Genomic DNA, 20,560 nt, shown 5'->3' on the forward strand with positions numbered 1-20,560 from the left:
CAAAGTGGCACGCTCATGGGCTATCAAAGAACATTTCCGACCCTTTTGGGACTACCACAGTAAAGGTTGGGCGAAACGCTATTTTGAGAAGTGGTACAGCTGGGCTATTCGTTGCCGTTTGGAGCCCATCAAGAAAGTGGCCAGAATGCTAAAAGCGCATAAAAATGGCTTGTTGAATTACTTCGATCACCGGATCAGCAATGCCGTCGCCGAGGGATTAAACTCAAAGATTCAGACGGTAAAGTCCAATGCTCGAGGTTATCGTTCTTTCGAAGGCTTTAGAACGAGCATACTGTTTCACTGTGGGAAGCTGGATATGCTGCCATAGGGTTCCACAGAGTTTTACGAAGAGCCTTTTTCATTATGTCGTCTTAGTATCTGTATTGAATTGGGTTGGCAATCAATGTTTGGTGTTCAACTGGACAAGATCGATATGGAATAGTTGTCTGTTGACCCACTAACTTCGCATGGCAGTATTGCCCCGGGTGAGTATCGACTGAGATCCTCCCGTTGAAGTTCGAATACCATACTGACCTTTTGAGCAGTAAAGCTACCTCCATGTAGCTCTCCTAGTATCTCAAACGAGTCCGGAGTTACGGTAAATTTAGGGGTAATCTCAAGAATCTTAATGACAGTGCCTGACTGAACAATTCGTGACCGGTCTTCTTCGAGAGAGCCAATGAAGTCGATATAGGCATTGCTTTTGTTTTTCGGGTCATAAAAAACGGTTAATTCGGTCCCTCGTTCAACGGCCGACATCAACACGCGATTGTCAACTTGAAAAGCATTGGTTTGCCCTGCATAGGACACTCTTATCAATGTGTGGTTTAAGCCTTCAGTTGTCGCTGTTACGACTTTCCCGGTAACTTGTATGGGTTGGCGGCTGAGCCTTCTTTGACTCATCATTTCTTTAAAGGTAGCGGGAATGCTGGCAAGCATGGGTAATATCGCGAAAAACGATAGGGCCAGCATGCCTATGAGTCCGCCAATAGCTGCACCTGCGTTTTTTATTAGGTAGTTGACAAAGCCGAGGTCAAGTATGACTGGCGGTGAATTCTGCATAAACATGAAATACATCAATGCCAGTGTAAGGACCATTGATAGAGCAGAGCCTATTATGATAAACATTCGATACTTTCCCTATCCACTGAAATTCACGAATGCCACATCAGGCTTTTTCGCATTGTACTTTATTTCAATAACATCACCTGGAGAGACGTCATGAATAAAATTTGGCGGCAGGTTTTTGAACTCTTTCACGGTATCAAGGTAGGCTATTTCGGCATTGTGCAATGGCTGATGATGGCCTCCCAGGAAAGTACCATTAGCCCAGATTGTCAGTACTTTCCCCTTCGTAATCGTTTTGCAATTGGCTTGTCTGATTTCTTTAGACAGTAATTGCCAGGCTAAATGTACGCTAAACAGCCCTCCAATGAGCCAGCCCGGGGACTGAACAACAGCCATTACGATTGAAAAGGCCGCTATCCCCAGTACAAGGAATCCATACGTTCTCATTGCTTTCCTTAAGTTCATCAAGACGTGTGGGAATATACAGAAAGTTACATTCTTAATGGAGGGGGTTACCAGAAAGATTCGACCATTTCCGGTCAAAAATGTCTTATTGCCTTTGAATCTCCGCCGTTTATGACCTTATGGCCATACCGGGTCTTTGGTGTTTGTCGGGATGTTCGGTTTAAGTGGGGCATAAATGGGCAAGTCTCGCTTAACATCGAGATTTGAGCCATGGCTACGGGTGTGATGCCTCGGAATGCACCCAGTTGCGGACTTGCCCAGACTAAAGAGTGACGTCGCAGTCATTGAAGCCGTGGTGGCTGATAATGATCAGAGAATTTGGCTGGCCCGGGGCGGAAACTGAACGGGGTTCGGATTAGGCGCCCCCCCGATGGAGCCTGGGTATCCGCTCTTTTTACTTGCCCCTCAGTGGTGTATCGGTGGTCCAAGAAACGACTTTGAGTCTGCAAGGTCATGCCATTTGCGTTATGGTTGATGGGTGTCTGGTTAATCGTCATGGATTATTCGACCATCGATCAAACCAGGTCATTCAATTGTCATCACCCAGCGAGGACACAGTATGAAAATCGTACGAGTTCAGGACATCATCGGTACAGACCGCGAAGTCACCGGCCCGGGCTGGACCAGCCGCCGGATGCTGCTGAAGAAAGACGGCATGGGCTTTTCTTTCCACGAGACCATTATCCCGGCGGGCGCAGAGCTCAACCTCTGGTACAAGCACCACCTAGAGGCGGTGTATTGTGTGGGCGGAAACGGCAGTATCTATGACAAGACTACTGGTGAAACGCACGAGATTGCCGACGGCACGCTGTACGCGCTCGATAAGCACGATCCCCATACGTTGCGTGGCGGCACCGAAGACATGCGGTTGATTTGCTCGTTCAATCCGCCGGTCACCGGTCAGGAAGTACACGATGAAGATGGCGCTTATTTGCCGGATACCAGCGGAGACTGATCACCCCCCGGGTTGATGCACCATGCCAGTCAGGGAACCGCCTCAGAAAACATGGCGCCCTGGCTGGCTTAAATCCTTTCTAGCCCCGATTACTCGACTCGGCCCAAAGGTTTATGCCGCCATCGGTCGCCAGGGTATCGATGCGATTGAGTTCGTCGTCACTGAATTCGAGATGCTCCAGCGCTTGCACACAATCCTCGACTTGGGACACTTTGCTGGCGCCAATCAGCGCTGTGGTCACTCGTTTGTCGCGCAAGGCCCAGGCAATGGCCAGCTGTGGCAGTGTCTGGCCGCGCTCCTCTGCAATGACGTTCAGGTTGCGGATTTTGGCCAGGTTGGCATCGCTGATCAGGTTTGGGTCGAGTGACGAGTTTGCCGTCGCGCGGCTGTTTTCGGGGATGCCGTTCAGGTACTTGCCCGAGAGCATGCCCTGGGCCAATACCGAAAAGGCAATGCAGCCAATGCCTTCTTCTTCCAGTACCGGCAGCAGGCCGTCGTTCTCGATCCAGCGGTTGAGCATGGAATAACTCGGCTGGTGAATCAGGCAGGGTGTACCCAGCTCTTTTAGAATGCTGGCGGCTTCCCGGGTTTTCTGCGGACCGTAAGAGGATATACCGACGTACAACGCTTTGCCCTGGCGCACGGCACTGTCGAGCGCCCTCATGGTTTCTTCGAGCGGCGTCTCGGGGTCGACGCGGTGCGAGTAGAAAATATCGACGTAATCGAGGCCCATGCGTTCAAGGCTCTGATCCAGGCTGGCCATCAGATACTTTCGGCTGCCCCAGTTGCCGTAAGGGCCGGGCCACATGTCGTAACCGGCCTTGGTGGAGATCACCAGTTCATCCCGGTAAGGTCGAAAATCCGTTTTCAGTATCTGGCCGAAGTTGCGTTCAGCCGAGCCCGGCGGCGGCCCATAGTTGTTGGCCAGGTCAAAATGGGTAATGCCCAGATCAAAGGCGCGCCGGCAAATGGCTTGAGCGTTGTCGAAGGGCACGTTGTCGCCAAAGTTGTGCCATAACCCCAGAGACAGGGCAGGTAACTTGAGCCCGCTGTGGCCACAGCGGTTATAACGCATGGTGTCGTATCGGTCTTCGGCGGCGGTGTAGGGCATTCGGTTCTCCGCTAGTCAGTTTGGGCGTACCAGCTTAGCAGAGTTTCTTGCGCCTCAGTCAACGCTTAACAATCGTTATCTGACTGGTGACAGACGCTGGTTTTGCCACTTATAGAGGAGTGAACCCGGTGTTTTCAGGGCCTTTTGAAGAATGAAATAGGTATCAAGATCGAATGAAGCCGGCGCCCCTGCTTTTGCCAGCGCTTCCAGCTCGTCCGGGTGGGCGACGGTGCCCAGATACGCCCAGCCTGAAATCAGGTGCCAGTCGGATGTGGTTGGCCTGATCACACTGGGTTCCTCGATCACCAGAGGGCACGTCCAGGGCCAGGCTTTCAATTGTTTGCTGGCCAGTGCCCTGTTCAGTCGCTCGGTGTGCTGCGTCAGGGGTTCTTTGCCACAGCAGGCGCCCAGGCATTGTCCAATCTGGTGTCCAAAACATCGGCCTGATCCGCTTTCGAGTCCGATGACGCGTTCGCACAGTTGGAACTGCCGGGCCAGGGTTCGCACCTGTTTTAAGGTGGCCGCTTTGCTGGCAAACAAGCCGTAAAGCTCAGGCTGGGCCGATTCGGCGTGTAACGCCTTAATGCGCACTTCAACTCGGTCGCTCCCGGCTATGGGCTGGGGCTGAAGCGTCCACAGTTGCCGCGTTTTTCGCAGTCGCCGGTTGTACAACGGTTGCAGCGTCTTGATCTGATGGTTTTCCAGAAGCAGTGCACCGGTTTCACCCGCTGTGGGCGTATAGGTTATGCGCGTTGTCTGGTTAACCAGCCGGGCTTCTTTGGCCTGATGGTGGCTCGCCTGAAAGTGGCTGCGAACACGTTGGGCAATGTTGATGCTTTTGCCAACGTACAACAACACCTCATCCCGGTTATAAAAACGATAGACACCCGGGGAAAGGGGAAGGTTTAGTTCTGCCAGGTCCAACAAAAAGCGACCCTCTGAAAGATGTATCGGTAGCGTGTGCGAAGGCGTTCAGCGCGTATGGCAAAGCCTCTCACTGGGTCGGTTTGGGCTGGCTTGTTGACGGTGTATCCGCTCGCCAGGGGGTGCCGTTGCAGGTGGGGTAGCTGCTGCAATCAGGAAGGCAACCACGGCAGGGAAGCCTGCTTGGCGGATTAGCGGGCGCTTTGGGGATGGGCTTTGACATGGGGAAAGGCTGCACAGTTGAATGAACACATCAGTACGGGTCCAAACGGCGGTTGGACCTTTTGAGCAAGCCCGCATCGGAAACGAGTGGGCCACTGTCTGTATGGGGCCGTGCATTCATTGCCCGTGCCCTGCCTTTGCTGGATAATCGTGACAATTATCAATCGCTGTTAATGTGGTAGTTCATGGAAAGGTCGTGCAACAACGCTCGGAGGGCTGTCGGTTTTACGCTGGTAGAGTTGGTTTTGGTCATTGTGATTCTCGGCGTTTTGGTTGCAGTCGCGCTCCCCCGGTTTGTGTCGCTATCGTCCAGCGCACGCACCGCGACGGTCGAGTCAGTAGCGGGCGCGATGAACAGTACGGTTGGTATTGTAAGAAGCAAGGCTTATGTCAGCGGGCTGTCGCCTGCCGCGACAAACCCGGGAGGTAGCCAACAATCAGATTTTGTGATCGAAACCGAGGTTGGACGTTCAGAGGTGGATTGGCGAAATTTGTGCCCAGAGAGTCGAGCGGAAGTTGCTGACGCGCTGACCATGCTGAACTATATATCGCTCCAGGCGAGCAGCGCTGGCCTTAAGACCACTGTCGATAACCGGTATACCCGAGTAGGGTTCACTTTGCCTACGGATCCCGGGCTAGGGTGCTACGTTGAGTATGACTCCTTCGGCTTTCCCGAGTGCACCGTTACGACATTTTTATCCGGGTGCTGAGCTTTGGGCAGTGCTTGGGCCATCATAGAGGTCTGAATCAATCGCTCCGGGGTGGACAGTATTGCCCGGTATTATTCCAAGACCCCAAACGCTTTTGCATGTGAGTCAACCATCTCTTGAAAGTGCTCGCTGCGAAGATAGGCTTCGTGGAAGTCATTGAACCGTTCAACAAAAGCCGCATCAACCGATGCTTTGGAAAAGATGATATAGGCCGGATCGGACGATAGCTCAATACTCGTTCGGACGATTCGTCCCTGAAACCCCAGGGTTGAGATTTCCATTAACCCGGTCAGGTAGCTGGCAGCAATCGCATCAACACGATCGCGATCGAGCATTTGCCACAGCAGCACTCTGTTGGGTACTAGCGTTAGCCGGCCCTCAAGAACACCTTCTTCCCGGGCTTGCTGATATTCTGGTCCATAGTTCACCCCAATTTGCCCACCCAGAAAATGGTCGCTGTCGAGCAGGTCTGCAAAGGTTTTCCAGGCGGCTGCCTGATCGTCGCCCGCACGCACGAAGATCACATTGGGAGAGGTATCTCCCTGGCTGGTATAGTGGGCAAAGGTTCGTCGTTCCGGTGTATCGAAGGCGCCGCTGACAATATCGACATGACCAGATTTCAGCGCTGATAATGCACGTGCCCACGGCATGTCCACATACCGGATTTCGCAACCCATGCGCATTAACACCGTTCTAACGATGTCGGTTGATATTCCGCTGACTCCTCCAGGGGCCTCGGCTGCGGCGTAGGTATAGGGGGGGTCTTCGGTCCATCTGAATGTTTTTACACACTCAGCGGCCGTTGCCTGCTGTGTGAGTAGCATACTGCTTAGCACAAGGCCGCCACCTAAACACAGGGCACGGGCGAGCGCAGGGGCTTTTAAGCTCAACAGCATGCGTTTCAACGGTGTATCATCCTCGGGTGCGCTTTCGCCAGCCTTCACTATGGGCAGTATAGTTGGTCATGAGGGTTCATTCACACCCCGTTGTGGTAAAAGCCTTTGCGCTGGGCTAATGCTGAATGCCCTGGCTACGCAAGTCGTTGCCATTCGCTGTGCTATGATGTTCGAGCTGATGGTGGGCGCCTGCCCATGGTTTGCCTGCGCCAATATGCCAATTGCCCAAGAGCCCGTTTCTTATCCATGACTATTTCGGTTAAAGATATCACGCAGCCTGAAGTCACCTGTTCAACGTGCCAGGCGTGTTGCTGTAAGCTGGAAGTCATGATTATTACTGACACCGGCGTTCCGGCCCGACACATTGCGGTCGATGAATGGGGCGGTGAGACCATGCTGAGGCTGGAGGATGGCTGGTGCTCGGCGCTCGACCGGCAAACCTTTCTCTGCACCATTTATGAGAACCGCCCCTGGATCTGCCGGGAGTTTGAAATGGGGTCTTATGAGTGCCGGGAAGAAAGGGCGCAAGGGCTTTAGCTGCCCTCTATTAGGTTCGCTGATCAGTCGAAACGAGACGTTAAGACGATCAGAGCACTACCGGGCTGTTCAGGTGAATCGGCCACTACTCCCATCCAAACGCATCGGCTCTGGTCGGTTGTAGTCGAGCGCTTCATGCCCCACGATGCCTTAACTTATTTCGCTGGAAGGTGGCTCAATGCGTGTATTTTCCAACCCGGTCGGTGCCGGATCGCTCTGGTTTGATAATCTGACCACGGCTGATGGCACTCCCATTGCGTATGATCCCCAGGCGCGCGCGTTTTTGCCGACGCCGCCGTTTTGTGCGAACCGGGACATCATCGGTTGTAACTGGATTGCGCCAAAACAGGGAGCCTTCTGCCGTTCCTGCGCTATGACAGCCCTGGCGCCAGATCCGACCATTCCCAACGCCATTCCTAATTGGGCACAAACTGAAGCCGCCAAGCGCTGGGCACTCGACAACCTGGGCCGCTGGCACTGGTTTCGCCCGGAGGACCCAGGCGCGCCGCCGGTATTTCATTTGCTGGCGGAAGGACCTTCCCCAGTGCCTATGGGCCATGCAGAAGGTGTTGTCACCATCAGTGTGGCCGAGGTAGACCCCATATTGGTTACGACCCGCCGTGAAGCCTTGCAGGAGCCGTATAGAACCATGATCGGCCACATGCGCCATGAGATCGCTCATATGCTCTGGTGGCGCCTGAGTCTGCGCGAAGACTTTCTGGATGCTTTTCGCGCTATGTTCGGCGATGAACGAATCGATTACCCGGGGGCGCTGCAATACCATTACGAGAACGGCCCTCCGCCAGAGTGGCGACAACACTACCTGACCAGTTACGCGTCGGCGCATCCGCATGAAGATTTTGCGGAAACCGCTGCGCACCTGCTGCACCTTACGGATATTGCCGACAGCTTTGTGGCCACCGGTCTGTCATCTCCCCAAATCCCGGACCGGGGCTGGGACCCGTATTCTGAGCCCGATGCAGAGCGACTAATTCGAATCGCCGCGTCGCTTACCGTGGGCGTTAACCACGTTAACCGGGCCATGGGATTGTCGGATTTATACCCGTTTGTACTCTGTGACCACGCGCGGTATAAACTGGCGTTTGTGCACGACTGGCTGCGCCGGGGTGCTTTGGGGCTATAAACAGGAGTAACACCACAATGAACCCGGCTGTGCAGACGAAGTTTGAGAGTTACCCTACCGAGGTGCGACGTCAACTGACAGGAGTGCGTGATCTCATTCATGCACAAGCCGCTGCGTTTGAGTTAGGCAAGGTAGAAGAGACGCTAAAGTGGGGCGAAGCCAGTTATCAGGTAAAAGGCGGTACGCCCATTCGCATCGACTGGAAAGCCAATGAGCCGGAAGTCATCAAAGTCTATTTTCATTGCCAGACCCGCATGATCGAGACACTTAAGGAAAGGTATGGCAGCGAGTTCTCATTTGAAGGCAAGCGGGCACTTGTGATTCCAGTTGATGCCGATATCAATCAGTTGCCGCTAGACCATTGCCTGGAGGTGGCGTTGAAGTACCACAGCCTTAAGCATTTGCCGCTGCTCGGTGCGTGTTAAACAGACTCTCAATGCATGTCTTTGTGCGCAACGAGTACTCTGTTTTTAAAACTGCCACCGCCAAACACTCAATATTTCACGACAGCGTTCTTGGGGAATCTGCAGTCAGTATTGCAGTTCCCCGTGAGAAAGCATCCTGAGTTAGAGCAGTATTCGCCCCAACATTGCTTTGGAATTAAGCGGCAGGGTCAGGCTTTTTCAGCCACCGCTGCCGCCAGTTTATCCACCAAGGCCTTTTCTCGTCTTGTTACCTCAATAAAGGCCGGTCTCGATACAATGCGCTCAATGTAGTCGTCGACTACCGCCGTGGTTTCTATTAACCCGAAATTACGGCACCACATAAGGGTTGTCCCCCAGAATATATCTACGGCATAGAGCCGATCCCCCAGCAGGTATGGTGCCCCGGCTATCTGGTTGAACAACGTATCCTGCATCTGCTCGAAACTGCCATAAGGCATAAAAGACGGGTCGCCCGGTTCGCGCTTCATGGCCAGATCGATCAGGGCGGGTTCAAAGCTACTGCCCTGAAAGGCCATCCAGCGCAGGTAGGGACCACGCAACGAGTCATCGAATGCCGGTGCCAGGCCTTTGTCCGGGAAACGGTCGGCGAGGTAGGTGTAACAAGCCACTTGTTCCGTAATCACCTGACCGTTGTGCACCAGTGTTGGGAATTTCCCCAGGGGGTTAATGGCCAGAAATTCGGGTTTGCGATTGTCACCTTTACTGTGGTTGAGCACCTTCATTTCGTAGGGGATACCCAGTTCTTCCAGTAAAAACCAGATGCCGGTGCCTCGGGTTTGGGGGGCGTGATAAAAAACGAGTGTGTCTGTGCTCATGGTCTGTCTCCTTTGGGGTGTTTGGACTTGCATGAGCTAAGGTAAACCCTAAACCTGCCATCTATTGTCACGTATTGTCGATATACTGAAAAAATACCAAACAGGGCGAATAAAGAGGGTTTTTTAATGCGCGCCAGCCGCTTGCTGAAGCTGTTGATGACCTTGCAAACGCACGGCAAAATCACCGCCCGTGAGCTGGCCGACATGTGCCAGACCTCAATCCGTACCGTGTATAGAGACATCGATGCCCTTAGTGAAATGGGCGTGCCGGTGTATAGCGAGCAAGGGGTACAGGGCGGCTACCGGCTGCTTGACGGTTACCGGACACGCCTGAATGGGCTCTCTGCCCGGGAGGCAGAAACTCTCTTTTTGGCCGGGTTAACCGGCCCGGCGCAAAAGATGGGTCTGGACGCTACGTTGGCCGATGCGCAACTGAAGTTGATGACCGCGTTACCGGAAAACATGCGACTCGAAGTCGACCGGCTGCAAAGCCGCTTTTTACTGGATGCACCTAACTGGTTTTCAGACGACGAAGAGGCCGAGCACTTGCCTCACATCATGACAGCTGTGCTGGAGCAACGGTCTGTGTTGATGGCTTACCAGAGTTGGAAGGGCGTGCGCCAGCGCGAAGCCCAACCCCTGGGCGTGGTATTAAAAGGTGGCCAATGGTATCTGGTAGCCCGGGTTGAGACCGACATCCGCACCTATCGCGTTTCCCGGATCGAATCGGTTGAATTGCAAAGCGAGGCTTTTGAGCGACCCAGTGATTTCACGCTCGCCGAGTTCTGGCAGGCCAGTCTGCGCCGAATGGAGACTCTGCAATACCCAGTGACCGCCAGCGTTCGGATCAGCGAGCTTGGCAGGAAGATGATGGAATTTCTGTGCACCAGTTACGTGGTTGAAAATACGGTCGTTATGCCCGCGGATGAAACCGGCTGGCACCATGCCACCATGCCGGTGGGCAACCCGCCGCACGGCTGCGCCGAATTGTTGCGTTTTGGCGCAGAACTGGAGGTATTGGGGCCGCCCGAGGTACGGGTGGCCATGGAGGCACTCGTCACGAAATTGACAGAACAATACAGCCCTAAGGCCAGCCCCCAGTACCGTGGTTAACCGTTAACGACTTACCCGGGTCATTGGCCACGGGTAAGTCGTTTGCTCAGGGTTTCAATCACCGTAACGCCTATGAAGCCGGTTAAGGCCCCGGTCAGAAAGGCCCCGGCTTCGGTGCTCACGACAGCGACAGGCAAGCCCAGAAACCCAACGCCCAACACTCCGGCTACATAGGCGATGACCGCCACAGCAAGGCCTTCCGCCATGCGAGCGGCAGTCGAGCCATCGGCCGCCTGTCGACTGAACCGTCTGGAGAAACCGCCGAGGGCACCGCCGACCAGAGCCGCCAGGATTGGGCCGGTTGGAAACCTCTGCCGAATGGTCAGGGAATCGGAAAGCGCACCGGCCGTAACGCGAATATTCGCGTCTTCCAGGCCGCGAGAGCGGAGTAGGAACTCGGCGTTGCCCCCTTGTAAACTGACAACCGAGGGGTCCGGAACCGCTGAGCCGGAAGTCACCTCAACCGTAGCGGTTTGAGTACCCACTGTATTATCAGCGGTGCCGTCAGGCCGCAGATGCAGCACCCGCACGAGCACTTCGTCTAACCCAAGGCCCATCATGGAGTCTTGTACCGGTCGCAATTCAAGGCGGTTCATGGCTTCGATCGGGTAGTCGATGTCGGTAATCGTTGAGCGCAGTTCCAGTACTGGCTGTCCGGCGGTGGGTAGAAACAGAAACTCCAGTTGTATTTCGTTTTCCAGACCTGAATGTTCAAGTGTGACCGCTTCGAATGGGTCGGCGATTAGGCCGCGAAAACCGAATTGAACGGTAATGGGCTGTTCAAGGGTCGCGTTGGCGGGCAAGTTATCACCCCGAAGCCCCAGGGACAGGTGCATCCGGTAGCGGTTCAGGGCTTCATCCCAGACAGCAGGCGTAGGGCTGGCCGCCAGCGTGGGCTGAAACCAACCTCCGGCATCCGGGTTATCAGCGTGCTCTACTGCCACGCCCCCGGGCAGATCGACTGGTTCGTTTGCCAGTGTCACTGACACCGTTCCGGTCGGTCGGACTATAAACTGGGAAGACAGCTCGCCCACCTCTCTTGTCGGCAGTGCCTCGGTGATGACCCGATCAGCCGGCAGTGGGATGCTGGATAAGACCCGACCATTGAGATCGGTAATCTTAACCGGCTGATCACCAAAGTTGCGACGCTGCAGTACCGGCTGAACCGTGGTAATGGTGGAGGGACTGTTCAGTTCCAGAACAGGCCCGGTGTATCGTTGGGTGTCTTCAGCCTGTGCGGGTACTAGCCATAACCATGCCGCGACCAAGCTGATTATGTTAAGCGCCCAATAGCCTTCCCTGGTATTCATGAAACCTCTCCTGGTGGCTGAACCCGAGGGGAGTATAGACAGCCTTTCGGAATTGGCGATTTCATGGGGTACTGGTTGCATAAAATTACACGAGTGGTTCACGCGTGAAGTTTTGTTACTGGAAGGTGTGCCCCAATAAGTCGGATGCCCCGGTTAAATCGATGACTGCCCAGCGGTATGGTAGAATTCTCGCCCCAACCAACTCATGAAACACTGCGAGGTTCATAATGGCTCAAGCATCAGCACGTCACATACTGGTGGCCGATGAAGCAACCTGTAACGACCTGAAATCAAAAATTGTTGCCGGTGAAGATTTTGCCGCCCTGGCGCAACAACACTCAAGCTGCCCTTCAAGCCGCAATGGCGGCGACCTGGGCAACTTTGGCCCCGGCCAGATGGTGCCTGAATTCGATCAGGTGGTGTTCAGCGCCCCGGTCAATGAAGTGCAAGGCCCGGTTAAAACTCAGTTTGGTTATCACCTGCTGGAAGTGACCAGTCGTACTGACTGATCCGTCGGTAGAGGCACCCGGGTCAGTCGGTTTGTATGACCTGGGGTTCCTTGCTGGCGTTCTTGCGCACTCCCACCCGCACTGAGAAAAACGTCGCGCCACCGCCCATGTCGGATAACCGGGTATCGGTTAAATGGTTGACGCAGCTCAGGCCCTGTTGCGGGTCATCCCACCATAACCCCAGTGAAACCGCCGTGCCGGGCAGAACATCGTCGGTGATGTCGGCTCTCAACTCGCATTCACCTCGGTCATTGAACACCACGACAAGATCACCGGCAGCAATGCCTTCAGCGGCAGCATCCTGCGGGTGCAGTTGTACGGTTGGTCGCTCTCCTTCGAGGCGCTGCATGCGGTCGTCGTTGCTGCAGGTGGAATTCAGAAAACGGTGATTGGGAGGCGTGATGAACGCTAATGGGTATTGGCCTTCCGGCTCGGCCAGTGGCGTATGCTCAGGCAGCGGCGGCAAACCCCGGGCCGCCATGGTGGCCGAATAAAACTCGAACTTGCCGGAGGGCGTGGGAATGTGGTGCGGAAAGAGCCCGCCTTCCGGCACCTTGAGCTTGGCCCAGCCATCGCGTCGCAGTAGCGCCAGATCAATACCTTCAAGGTAAGGGCTGCCCGAGTTCAGTGCCTGCTCAATCAGGGCTTCATCGGTGTCTTTAAAACAGGCGTCGTCGAACCCCATCTCAGCGGCCAGGCTGCGAAACAGTTCCGGGTTGGAGCGGCATTCACCCTGGATGGGCAGCACCGGTTCATTAAGCTGCACATAAAGGTGCCAGTAAGATTTGTAGAGATCCAGGTTCTCGAAATGACTGGTGGCCGGCAAGACAATGTCGGCGAAGGCGCAGGTGTCGGTCAGAAACAGGTCGTGCACCACGGTAAACAGGTCCGGGCGCTGCAGGCCCTGGCGCAGACGGGTTTGGTCCGGGGCGACCTGAGCGGGGTTGCTGTTGTAAACGAACAGCGCCTGAATCGGCTGGGCATCATTCAGCAGGGCATCGGCCAGTTGGTTCATATTGACCCGTCGCCCCTGTGGATCGGGGTGCAAATCGGGCCGCTGCAGGGCGTGGGTATTGAACTGCGCGTACCAGCCGTTACCCTTGATCAAACCACCGCCGCGCTTGCCCCATTGCCCTGTTAATGCGGGCAAGCAGGTGATGGTGCGCATGATCATGCCGCCGTTGTCATGATGCTGCAGGCCATTGCCGAGGCGAATCAGCGCCGGGTCAGCTGAGCCATACAGGCGGGCCAGCTCTTCTACCTGGGTGGGTGTCAGACCCGTCAGGCGCGCAGTCGTCTCGGGGTCATAGTGCTGAACATGGTCGGCCAGTTCCTGGTATCCCAGGGCGTACTGGTTGATGAAGGTGTGGTCGACGAGGTCATCACGAATCAGCACATGCATCATGCCCAGCGCCAGGGCGGCATCGCTGCCTGGCTTGACCTGGTAAAACCGGTCTCCCCAGCGTGCTGTGCGGTTTCGATGCACATCAATCACTACCAGTGTGGCGCCGCGCTTGCGCGCTTCATTGGCCAGCATGACCTGATGCATATTGGTGCTGACCAGATTACAGCCCCAGACCAGAATCAGATTGGCGTGCACACTGTCTTCAGGGTCGACACCCGTCGGTGCGCCCAGGGTGTAGGCACTGCCGGCTGTGGCAGCGGAATTGCAGATTGTGCGATCGAGGTGGCAGGCGCCCAGGCGATTAAAGAAGCGGCGATCCATGGATTCAGCACTGAGCACGCCCATATTACCGTAAAAGCTATAGGGCAAAATGGCCTCGGCGCCATGCCCGGCAACGATGTTCCTGAAGCGTTGCGCAATCTCCGCCAGAGCTTCTTTCCAACTGATGCGTTCAAAATCATCCGGTGTTGCCCGCTGCACGTCCAGCCCTTTGGGCCGCACCCGACGCATCGGGTACAGCAGCCGTTCCGGCGCATGTGTACGTTCGGGAAAACGCTGCACTTTATGGCAGATTGCACCTTGTGTAACGGGATGGTCCGGGTGACCCGCGACACGAGTCACGCGCTCGTCTTCTACCGTTACGCGCAAGGCGCAGGCATCGGGGCAATCGAGCGGACAGACTGAGCGGTGGTGAGTCATGGCGGAGGCTTGGCTACGAATTCGGAATCGATGGTATCGTTTTTTTGTGGCAATGGCCCACACTGGATTCCGCCGCTTGTATTGCGCGAACTCCGATAAGGCCCTGGTAGCACATTAAAGAGAAGTTCAAAATCAGGTATTAGCAGATAAGTATCAATACCAAATACTGAACAGACAACGTCATGACAGAACAGCAGGCCCGGCAATGGGCGGAAGCGACGCCTACTGCGCCCATTCAGGTAAACACGTAGACGGCCCCAGCATTCGATGCATCATTCTTGACGCCGCCATTAATTCCGTCGGCATCACTGACTTCCCTCAAGGCTCCGATGGCGAGGGTATTGCCGTCTGCACTCAGGCTTACCACTCTGCCAAAATTGGCGCCCTGGTGTACGTCTCTGTGCTTTATGTAACCGATCCGGTCGTTCAGGCCGTCGTCGATGGTCAGGGTGGTGGCGTCAATGCAGCCCATATCTTTGCAGCTTTGCAGAATGTATTCGACATTAGTGCTGCGTGAGAAGGTTGGAATTTCCAGTGCCAGGGTTTCAGTTCCCTGAGCAACAGGGTCACCTACCGGACTGAATCCGGACAGTCGTCGGGGTTTTCCTGAAGAATGTAGTGGGTTACGCCCTCAACGTCGGTCCATCTGAAGCGTAGGATTTTAATGGCTTCAAAGCTCAGGTTAACGTCGTCTGCAACAGGATCGGTCGTATCAGGTACTGGGTTGTCATTCTGGGTGCTATTAGATCAATCCCTTAATCTCGGTGCTGCATCTGCCTTTCGGAAATTGTGTAGAATTTAGTCTCCATCCGAACCCCTTTCATCAACCTATCTAAGTACTAATACCAGCATAGTTTCGAAAGAAGCCAGAAAACTAATATTGTGAACCAGATCATAATTTTGTCTGTTTTTTCTTGCCAGATCGAAAAATCACAATATATTCCAAATCTTGCTCCCCCCCCCCCCCCCTCCCATTTCTCATGGAATTAAGTACTAAAGGACATTCTAATGAAAGCGCTTTTGTACGGTGCCATACTCATGGTGGCGCCCGTTTTTTCATTTGCCACCTGGACAGAAACAGACACAACAGGTCGCAGCCTGTCTTCAGGCTATGGTATAGGCACTGTGGACCACTACAGTGGAACGGTATCGCTGAATCACAACGATTACTCCATGATTCTGGGGCCAAATAGCACTCTTCCACTGAATCGTAGAACAGACATTGAGTACAATGCCAGTTATGGCACACCAGACTTTAATCACTACAATCTGGGCCAGATGTCGGGTGTCGATACGGTCTCAAATACTCTTTGTAGTGAGGAAAAAGTTGTTATTCGTGGCTTGAATGGAGAGTCCGTTGTCTTCTCAGAGAAATATCATGATCCTGCCAACGATAGACTGTTAACTTCCAAGAATAACTGGCTACTGGAATGTCTTACAGACGAGAGCGACTTTGTCGTAAAAGTATCGGCCCCTACTGGCCTCAGCTTCTATTATGAAGGTCGCTCCAACGTCTCCTATTTATATGGCGGGCACTTACCATCCCGCATTGAAGACAGCAATGGCAATGCCATTTCACTTGAGATTGCCAGTAGCCGCGCTGTAACGATGACCTCCAGCTATCAGAAACTGCGTCTGGATGACAGTGGTATCCGCATTGAGGGCGCCGACTATCCCATTGCCCGCTTTGAATCCATCAGCAGAGGCTACCGTGTTACTTACATCGAAGATCGCGAGGGTGCGAACGTATCCTCCTGGACTGTGCAGCGGCTCTCCAGTGTTCAAACGAAAGTCTGCAGTCCTCTGGGTACCTGCGCTACTTATCGGCTACAGCTAGAGCACCTTGGCGGGATGAGTACCTATAGACTGAATGAGGCCATCTACCAGATTCCACATCAGGGCACGTACACCCTAACCTATGATTATAAGTACAGTGGCAGTAGCAAAACGCTAACCACCACTGTGCAGCACCCAGGTCATCGACGAACCTACGAATACGAGCACCGTAATCAAGGTCAAACAGTAGGCTTCTGGAAAGATGGGGCTTTATTGCGAGAGCGTTTGATGACGCCTAACGGTAGCGACTATTATGAAGAGATCAGTTATGCGTATAGCCCAAGCCATTTAGTTGGGTTGGGAAGTGAAGCAAAAGGTGAAGTTGTTCCACTACTGGATAAAAAGACCACCAAGCGTCGCTCAAATGGAACCACCACTGGCAATTTCCGATCGTTGGGTACCGTGGAAGAGATATACGAAAACTATGATACTTGGCATCGAGCAGGGAAAGTCACCTATCGTTATCCGGGCAGTAACCCCGCGTTCCCAAATATTAGCTATCTTACAGAGTGGGCGGATATTGAAGATGTTCACAGGCTGGATCGAGTCAGGAAAACCCAGGTAGAAGGACAGCCCTACTATAACCAATACAGTTACGATAATCGTGGCAACCTGACCGCGCAGGAAAGTAATGGTCTAATTTCTCGGTTCACCTATGATAGCCAAGGCCACCTCACCTCTAAAACCGATCCCGAAGGCAACCGGTTTGACTACAGTCTATTCGCCTATGGCATTCCAAAGCGGGAAACGGGCCCTGAGGGCTATGAACTGACTCGTGAAGTGAGCAATGGGTTTATCACCTCGGAGACCCTGTACGGTGACCGGACAACTCAGTACGAATATAACCTGCTGGGTACCTTGCTGAAGGTTACACATCCAGAGAGCAATCGCGCATCTGTTGAATATTTTTACTCCATGCCGGATTCCGGTGGGATGATTAAGGTAAAGTCCATTGGTACCTTCTTGGAAAAGACCCATTACAATGGCATGGGCCTACCTTACCTGGTTGAAACGATCGGAACCGGCGTAGGCGGTGGTGAAAGTTACCATTACAAACAAAGCTTTGAGTACGATTTCAATGGTAACCTGTTAGCCGAATCGATCCCGGTTGAGGCAGCGACAACCATTACCGCACAGCACAAAACACACTACCAACAAGACCCAAGCGGTCGCCGGTTTAGAATGGATGCCGCCGATGGCAACCGCATCGAATTTTTTTACGACAGCCCGTTTCGCATAGAGATGACAGATCAGGCTGGTGTGCGAACCATTGAAAGATACCGACCATTCGGCGGCTTTGGTTCAGAGCAACTAATCAGCAGGGTGCACCCCCAAGGCAATACACAGGCCTCTGCTCAGGTGGAACTTACAATCAACTACAACGATCTGGGCTGGATTCAGTGGGCAGCGGTTGGCCCGCATGAACACGTCTATACCTACAATGACGAAGGGTTCATAGAGGAAGTATCGACCCCCGAAACAGGCCCCATACGTTATGAATACAATCGCAATGGGCAAATTACCCGAGAGCAGCGAAATTCAGACACACCCATACACTACGACTACGATGGGCTCGGTCGACTGACCCGCGAGCGCTACGCCGACTCAAGCCAGGACGTAATCTATACCTACAATGAACAGGCACGTGAAACGCGTATGGTAAAAGGTGCCTACAGCACAGAGACTAACTACAACCTGGATGGTCAAGTAACGCGGGAGTATATTAAGCACGATACCCAGATCGAACCGCCCAGTTTTGTGGCGGACTACCCTGTATACGTATTGCACACGCCAACCCCACGCTCTGCTGGTGGAAGTGGCGGCGACCCTGAAATTGTACGGAGAAACATCAGGTTTCAAGGTGAACAAGTACGCGGCCAAAAAGGTTACCTGGACTGGGAGTTTTTGTACGACTATGACAGCAGTGGCAATCTCACACGTATTATTTACCCGAATGGTGAGGTCGTGCCGTATACACGTAACCGTTTAGGGCAAGCCACACAAGTCGGGGAGTATGCAAGCAACATTACCTATTACCCGAATGGGGGTCTTAAGTCCCTACACTATGGCAACGGTATTGAAACGAGGTATTCACAGGAAGCTACCAGCGGCCGCCTGGCTCGCATTCAGCATGGTTCACTGTGGGACAGAAGTTACAGCTACCAGAATGCTTCCTATTTGAGCAGTATTAGGGACAACCTGAACCCCAGTAATTCACTGCATTTCGAATACGACCAGTTGTATCAACTGAAACGGGTCTATGGCAGTAACAGTGCTGGTACCGTTAATCGTTCCAACCTGTTGGAGCAATTTACCTATGCAGTAGGCGGAGATATCACCCAAAAGGTATCTCGTGGTGTGACTCACCGTTACGTATACGACAATACTACCAATCGACTGGACAGTGTTACCCGCTCCACCGGCGAAGCCTTAAACATCGACTACACACCCGATGGGCGCATACGCCGCATTGATGAAGAAAACAATGATAGTGAGCCGGAAATCTATCAATACTCAGCGAACAAAAGCATGACCGGTTACCAGCCCAGTGCCATCAGCCAGCTTCGTTACGACTACGACGCCCAGGGCAACAAGATACGGACAACCCTGAATGGCCAGCTGGAGAATTACTCGATTTACAATCATCTGGGTCAATTGTTGTTTCAGGAAGATATTACCGATCACACCGTGCTAAATATGTACTTGAACGATCGTCTCATCGCCCGCCGCTCAACTGAGTACAACATTAATTATGCCGACTGCCAGCCACTAAGACATGATGTTCAGGGGCAAACCATGTTGTTCCATCGCCCTGTCTACATTCGCAGAAGCGACGGTGAGCCGGTTTTTTGGGGGCCGTGTGAGGCTAGTGGACTTACTTGGGAGCATAAGCCTGATCAGAGTACAGCCTACTGGCGAACTATCAGTAGTACGGTAAGGCGTATGTACGCTAGGGTAAACCAAGTCGACCACGATACAGATGGCAACTTAGTGAACATGGGGCACCTCTACAACTATAAGCACTACGAGGATGTTAAAAGACTGGTCGGCAACCCGATTAGACGCTACCACACTAGCGGAAGCAAACGGACCTATAAGTGTTATCAGCGCTGGGTAATAGATCGGTATACCTACAACATCCGTGGCGAACGAGTTGGCGAGCCGATTGAGCTGCGAAGCGGGGATTACTACAACGGTAGAAGCAAATCCTGGCGAGCTTGGCAGAGCAAACCTAGCTTTTCCTGCGGAGGCCAACGCGCCATTGAAACCAGCAAAATCCCCTGGCCCAGCGTGGAAGGTTAAAAGGACTGAATGATGAATAAGGCAATTTCAAGCGTGACTAAAAGTAACCTTGCGCGGTGGTTCGTTGGCACAATCCTGCTAGTCACTGCAGGCTTGGCACAATCGCAGGTCAGCCCTGCTGAAGACGTGGTCACCTACTTCCATTCAGATCACCTCGGCAGCCCTGTGGCGGCAACCGATGCCAATGGTCAACGTCTTTGGGTACGGGAATACAGCGCCTTTGGCGAGCGACTGGAGGGCCCGGGCCAGGGCGAGAGCCTGATTGGCTATGCCGGGCACGAGCAGGAAGATTCGGGCCTCTCCTATCAACGTTCACGCTGGTATCACCCACAGCTGGGCCGCTTCTTGCAACCAGACCCGGTTGGTTTTGTACCGGCCAACACCCTGTCGGCAAACCGATACCTGTACGTCAACAACAACCCCTACACCTATTACGACCCCGATGGTGAATACCTGTTCTCGGCCATTGATGTCATCAGTATTTCACTGGGTGTGGCCAGTGCGATCAAGAACTTCTCCGATGGCAACATACGGGAAGGGCTGTACGATGTAGCGGGGGTAGCCGTTGATGGCGTGATGCTGCTGGCACCTGTGCCCGGCGGGGTAGGCATGGCTCGCCACGCCGCCCGCCATGCAGACGACGCCGTTGATGCCGGCCGTACCCTCGCCCGAGCCTGTAGCTTTGCCGAAGGTACGCCAGTACATACCCCCACTGGCCTGGCCGCGATAGAAAATCTTGTATACGGTGATCAGCTGTTGGCGAAAAACGAAGCCACCGGCGACCTGACGTACAAGCGCATCCTCGATGCCTATAACCACTACCACACCGATGGCCTGACCATCACCGTAGGCAACACCGAGAGCCAACGTGAAACCCTAGTTGCCACCGGCGAGCATCCGTTCTATGTTATCGGGCAGGGCTTTACCCGAGCCGATGAACTGACCGCAGGCCAGCAAATCGCGACCCACACCCAGCAGCCCGTGGAAGTACTGGACGTAGACCTTAGCCCACTGGAGTTGGTGGCCTACAACTACACGGTGGAGGACTACGAGACCTACTTCGTGGGTGAGTTTGGGTTGTGGGTGCATAAT

At 53.8% G+C, this 20,560-nt stretch carries 19 protein-coding genes; 11 read left to right on the top strand and 8 right to left on the bottom strand.

Annotated elements, in window-relative coordinates; translation table 11 throughout:
* A partial coding sequence (locus tag G565_RS24785; RefSeq protein WP_037339376.1) for a transposase occupies positions 1-328 on the top strand: 328 nt, incomplete at its 5' end.
* 86 nt (positions 329-414) lie between these two features.
* On the opposite strand, the gene G565_RS0117790 is transcribed toward G565_RS24785, so the two are convergent.
* Together G565_RS0117790 and G565_RS0117795 are read right to left on the bottom strand one after the other, a co-directional pair.
* On the bottom strand, positions 415-1,128 hold the full coding sequence (locus tag G565_RS0117790) for a hypothetical protein (protein ID WP_028672078.1): 714 nt from the start codon (positions 1,126-1,128) through the stop codon (positions 415-417).
* 12 nt (positions 1,129-1,140) lie between these two features.
* Positions 1,141-1,515 carry a hypothetical protein gene (locus G565_RS0117795; protein ID WP_028672079.1) on the bottom strand — a complete coding sequence of 125 codons (375 nt, stop codon included), beginning with the start codon at positions 1,513-1,515 and terminating at the stop codon, positions 1,141-1,143.
* 577 nt (positions 1,516-2,092) lie between these two features.
* On the opposite strand from G565_RS0117795, the gene G565_RS0117800 reads away from it, so the two are divergent.
* Positions 2,093-2,488, top strand: a complete 396-nt coding sequence (locus tag G565_RS0117800) for an ectoine synthase (RefSeq protein ID WP_028672080.1) — start codon at positions 2,093-2,095, stop codon at positions 2,486-2,488.
* A gap of 79 nt (positions 2,489-2,567) precedes the next feature.
* On the opposite strand, the gene mgrA is transcribed toward G565_RS0117800, so the two are convergent.
* A complete protein-coding gene (mgrA, locus tag G565_RS0117805) occupies positions 2,568-3,599 on the bottom strand; it encodes an L-glyceraldehyde 3-phosphate reductase (RefSeq protein ID WP_028672081.1) in 1,032 nt (343 codons plus the stop codon).
* Positions 3,600-3,674: 75 nt separating this feature from the next.
* A complete protein-coding gene (locus tag G565_RS24790; RefSeq protein WP_051208219.1) occupies positions 3,675-4,526 on the bottom strand; it encodes a GIY-YIG nuclease family protein in 852 nt (283 codons plus the stop codon).
* 404 nt (positions 4,527-4,930) lie between these two features.
* On the opposite strand from G565_RS24790, the gene G565_RS27745 reads away from it, so the two are divergent.
* On the top strand, positions 4,931-5,455 hold the full coding sequence (locus G565_RS27745; RefSeq protein ID WP_028672082.1) for a prepilin-type N-terminal cleavage/methylation domain-containing protein: 525 nt from the start codon (positions 4,931-4,933) through the stop codon (positions 5,453-5,455).
* A gap of 71 nt (positions 5,456-5,526) precedes the next feature.
* Here the strand turns inward: G565_RS27745 and G565_RS24795 are convergent, their stop codons facing one another.
* Positions 5,527-6,351 (bottom strand): substrate-binding periplasmic protein, encoded by an 825-nt coding sequence (locus G565_RS24795; protein WP_342662982.1) that lies wholly within the window; start codon positions 6,349-6,351, stop codon positions 5,527-5,529.
* Positions 6,352-6,597: 246 nt separating this feature from the next.
* Between G565_RS24795 and G565_RS0117825 the strand changes: the two genes are divergently transcribed.
* From G565_RS0117825 to G565_RS0117835, 3 genes are all read left to right on the top strand, one after another.
* Complete coding sequence (locus tag G565_RS0117825) at positions 6,598-6,888, top strand: YkgJ family cysteine cluster protein (RefSeq protein ID WP_084649450.1); 291 nt, start codon at positions 6,598-6,600, stop codon at positions 6,886-6,888.
* A gap of 178 nt (positions 6,889-7,066) precedes the next feature.
* Entirely contained in the window at positions 7,067-8,032 is a 966-nt protein-coding gene (locus G565_RS0117830) for a zinc-binding metallopeptidase family protein (protein ID WP_028672084.1), read from the top strand.
* Positions 8,033-8,049: 17 nt separating this feature from the next.
* A complete protein-coding gene (locus G565_RS0117835) occupies positions 8,050-8,457 on the top strand; it encodes a DUF1801 domain-containing protein (protein WP_028672085.1) in 408 nt (135 codons plus the stop codon).
* A gap of 188 nt (positions 8,458-8,645) precedes the next feature.
* Here G565_RS0117835 and G565_RS0117840 read toward each other — a convergent pair whose 3' ends face one another.
* On the bottom strand, positions 8,646-9,293 hold the full coding sequence (locus G565_RS0117840) for a glutathione S-transferase family protein (protein ID WP_028672086.1): 648 nt from the start codon (positions 9,291-9,293) through the stop codon (positions 8,646-8,648).
* Between the two features lie 126 nt (positions 9,294-9,419).
* On the opposite strand from G565_RS0117840, the gene G565_RS0117845 reads away from it, so the two are divergent.
* Positions 9,420-10,406: a helix-turn-helix transcriptional regulator gene (locus tag G565_RS0117845; protein WP_028672087.1), complete on the top strand. Its 987-nt coding sequence runs from the start codon at positions 9,420-9,422 to the stop codon at positions 10,404-10,406.
* Between the two features lie 20 nt (positions 10,407-10,426).
* Here the strand turns inward: G565_RS0117845 and G565_RS0117850 are convergent, their stop codons facing one another.
* Positions 10,427-11,716, bottom strand: coding sequence for a hypothetical protein (locus G565_RS0117850; protein ID WP_028672088.1), 1,290 nt, complete (start codon positions 11,714-11,716; stop codon positions 10,427-10,429).
* A 227-nt stretch (positions 11,717-11,943) separates the two neighbouring features.
* Here G565_RS0117850 and G565_RS0117855 point away from each other — a divergent pair, with 227 nt between their 5' ends.
* Entirely contained in the window at positions 11,944-12,225 is a 282-nt protein-coding gene (locus G565_RS0117855; protein WP_028672089.1) for a peptidylprolyl isomerase, read from the top strand.
* Positions 12,226-12,247: 22 nt separating this feature from the next.
* Here G565_RS0117855 and G565_RS0117860 read toward each other — a convergent pair whose 3' ends face one another.
* Complete coding sequence (locus G565_RS0117860) at positions 12,248-14,329, bottom strand: molybdopterin-containing oxidoreductase family protein (RefSeq protein ID WP_037340130.1); 2,082 nt, start codon at positions 14,327-14,329, stop codon at positions 12,248-12,250.
* Positions 14,330-14,534: 205 nt separating this feature from the next.
* Between G565_RS0117860 and G565_RS0117865 the strand changes: the two genes are divergently transcribed.
* From G565_RS0117865 to G565_RS26155, 3 genes are all read left to right on the top strand, one after another.
* Positions 14,535-14,846: a hypothetical protein gene (locus G565_RS0117865; RefSeq protein WP_028672091.1), complete on the top strand. Its 312-nt coding sequence runs from the start codon at positions 14,535-14,537 to the stop codon at positions 14,844-14,846.
* A gap of 491 nt (positions 14,847-15,337) precedes the next feature.
* Positions 15,338-19,468 carry an RHS repeat domain-containing protein gene (locus G565_RS0117870; RefSeq protein WP_028672092.1) on the top strand — a complete coding sequence of 1,377 codons (4,131 nt, stop codon included), beginning with the start codon at positions 15,338-15,340 and terminating at the stop codon, positions 19,466-19,468.
* A gap of 33 nt (positions 19,469-19,501) precedes the next feature.
* The coding region (locus G565_RS26155) for a polymorphic toxin-type HINT domain-containing protein (RefSeq protein WP_169579670.1) at positions 19,502-20,560 on the top strand (1,059 nt) is incomplete at its 3' end.

The organism is Saccharospirillum impatiens DSM 12546, assembly GCF_000423605.1.
Lineage (GTDB): Bacteria > Pseudomonadota > Gammaproteobacteria > Pseudomonadales > Natronospirillaceae > Saccharospirillum > Saccharospirillum impatiens.